Here is a 1,828-nt window from a genome sequence, read left to right as displayed (position 1 = left end):
TGGGCGGGGGCGGGGGGAGGGGTTCTGACGGGGGCATGGCGGCGTCCTTCTTCCGGGGTCGAGTCAGAGGCGGCGACGAGCCGGAGAAGTGCGCGCTACCAGCGCGTTGTGCCCGGAATGTAATCTACCTCACACTCGGTTGGATAAAAGCACATTCACGATCCGGGTCAGAACGGGACCTGGGTCCGGAGCAGTCCCTCCGCCGGGGCCCGGCCGCTGAGTGCTCGGCAGAACTCGAACGCGTCCATGGTGAGGTTCTCGCCCGCGCCCGAGTGCCCGCCGTGCTGCCAGCGCCCACCCGCCGGGCCGGTGAGCTCCAGATCGTAGGCCTGCCCGTGTCGGCCGGCCCACTCGGCGACCACGTCGGCGACGATCACCCCCTCGTGCTCCGCGGTCGCCGTCATGGGGGCTCCCGTCGCGGTGGCGATATCGATGCGGTGCATGAAGGGATCGCGCGTGAGGATCACGTCGAACAGGTAGCCCATGGACCACCACTCGCCGTTGTCCTCCATGGCCTGCTTCCGCATCACGCCCGGCGCGCGCCGCCGGTTTCTTGCGGCCTTCGGGGCGAGTCGGCGAACCTGGGCGATCAGGTCCTCCGTCGACAGTCCGGCGTTCTTCTCCACCTGCAGCGCGGTCATCGCGTCGATCGCGGGGCAGCCCTCGCGCTTGGCGCGCCTGCCGGACGCCACCTGCTGGCGGACCATCTCGGGCCAACTGGCGAGCATCTGGATCATGCCCAGCATGTGCCCGGCCATCGCGCGCACGTCCCACTCTGTGCAGTCGGTCTGGGCGTCCCACTGGTCGGGGGCGAGGCGGTCGAGCGTGTCTGCCACCCGGTCGTACTCGGTGGCGGCGAGGCGCGCGGCGACGTCCCGCTGTAGTTGCGGCATGCGGGGATCGGTCTTCGAGCGGTGGTGCCCGGTTGTCGTGGTCATGGCGGTGTGCCTTCCTGTGTGGTGGTGACCGGGACGTCGGTCGGGATGCCGACGTCGTGCAGGTACATGTCGACCGCGCGGTCGAACAGGCGGGCCCAGCGATCGCCGCCGGGGTCGTTGGCGAGTTGGGCGTCCGCCATGCCGCCCACCACGGCCACGTAGAGATCGATGTCCTCCTGGGCGGTGATCCCGATGGCCGCGAACCGCTGACGCAGACCGTCGAGCACGAGCACCGCGGGCGCGTAGGCCTCGGGGCTGGGTTCGAAGCCGGGGATGGTGCGCTGGTTCATCAGCTGGAACCGGGCGAGGTCGCTCACGCAGAAGTCGAAGTACGCCCGCGCGTACATCCGGACCGTCCCCCGGGCATCGGACGGGCGTCCCTCGTCCAGGGCCAGCATGATGTCGAGGCACTCGGTCCAGGCCTGGGCGAACATGGCGTCGTAGATGGCGTTCTTGGAGTCCACGTGGGAGTACAGCGACGGCGCCTTCATGCCGACGCGGGCCGCGACATCGCGGAGGGTCAGCTGGGCCAGGCCCTGTTCGCGGGCCACCTCCCACGCGGCGTCGATGATCTCCCGCCGTGTCGCCTCACGTCGTTCGGCTGACCTATCGCGATTCGGAGTGCCTAACATGGTTAGGATTGTGCGCCGGTGACCCGCCGGTGTCCAGAGGCGATCGGGTTGCGTTCGGGTCTCGGTGCCGTCACGGCGCGTGGGTCTCCAACTCCACAACCTCGTCGGCCCAACTCTCGGCCAACCGCAGATCGTGGGTGATCGCCAGGACGCCCAGGCCTCCGTCGGCCCGCCGGCGGAGGGTGCGGGCGATCGCGGTCGTGCTCAGCGGATCCAGATGGGCGGTGGCCTCGTCGGCGATCAGGTACCGGGGTTCCT

Annotated in this window: 2 protein-coding genes and 1 pseudogene; all 3 read right to left on the bottom strand. The window is 69.7% G+C overall.

Annotation, left to right across the window (positions count from 1 at the left end):
- Positions 1–167 precede the first annotated feature (167 nt).
- Positions 168–938, bottom strand: coding sequence for a maleylpyruvate isomerase family mycothiol-dependent enzyme (locus G6028_RS06260; protein WP_182658355.1), 771 nt, complete (start codon positions 936–938; stop codon positions 168–170).
- Positions 935–1,570, bottom strand: a complete 636-nt coding sequence (locus G6028_RS06255) for a TetR/AcrR family transcriptional regulator (RefSeq protein ID WP_182658354.1) — start codon at positions 1,568–1,570, stop codon at positions 935–937. Before G6028_RS06255 ends, G6028_RS06260 begins: the two co-directional genes overlap by 4 nt.
- Positions 1,571–1,640: 70 nt before the next feature.
- A pseudogene (locus G6028_RS06250) lies at positions 1,641–1,828 on the bottom strand (hypothetical protein); the annotation flags it as partial.

It is taken from the genome of Dietzia cercidiphylli, assembly GCF_014145145.1.
Taxonomy (GTDB): Bacteria; Actinomycetota; Actinomycetes; order Mycobacteriales; family Mycobacteriaceae; genus Dietzia; species Dietzia natronolimnaea.
The sequence above is the reverse complement of the archived record's forward strand: the minus strand, read 5'-3'. Positions and strand labels throughout refer to the sequence as shown.

Coding starts and splice junctions, on each gene's coding strand:
- G6028_RS06260 (WP_182658355.1), bottom strand. CDS start 938: ATGACCACGACAACCGGGCACCACCGCTCGAAGACCGATCCCCGCATG.
- G6028_RS06255 (WP_182658354.1), bottom strand. CDS start 1,570: ATGTTAGGCACTCCGAATCGCGATAGGTCAGCCGAACGACGTGAGGCG.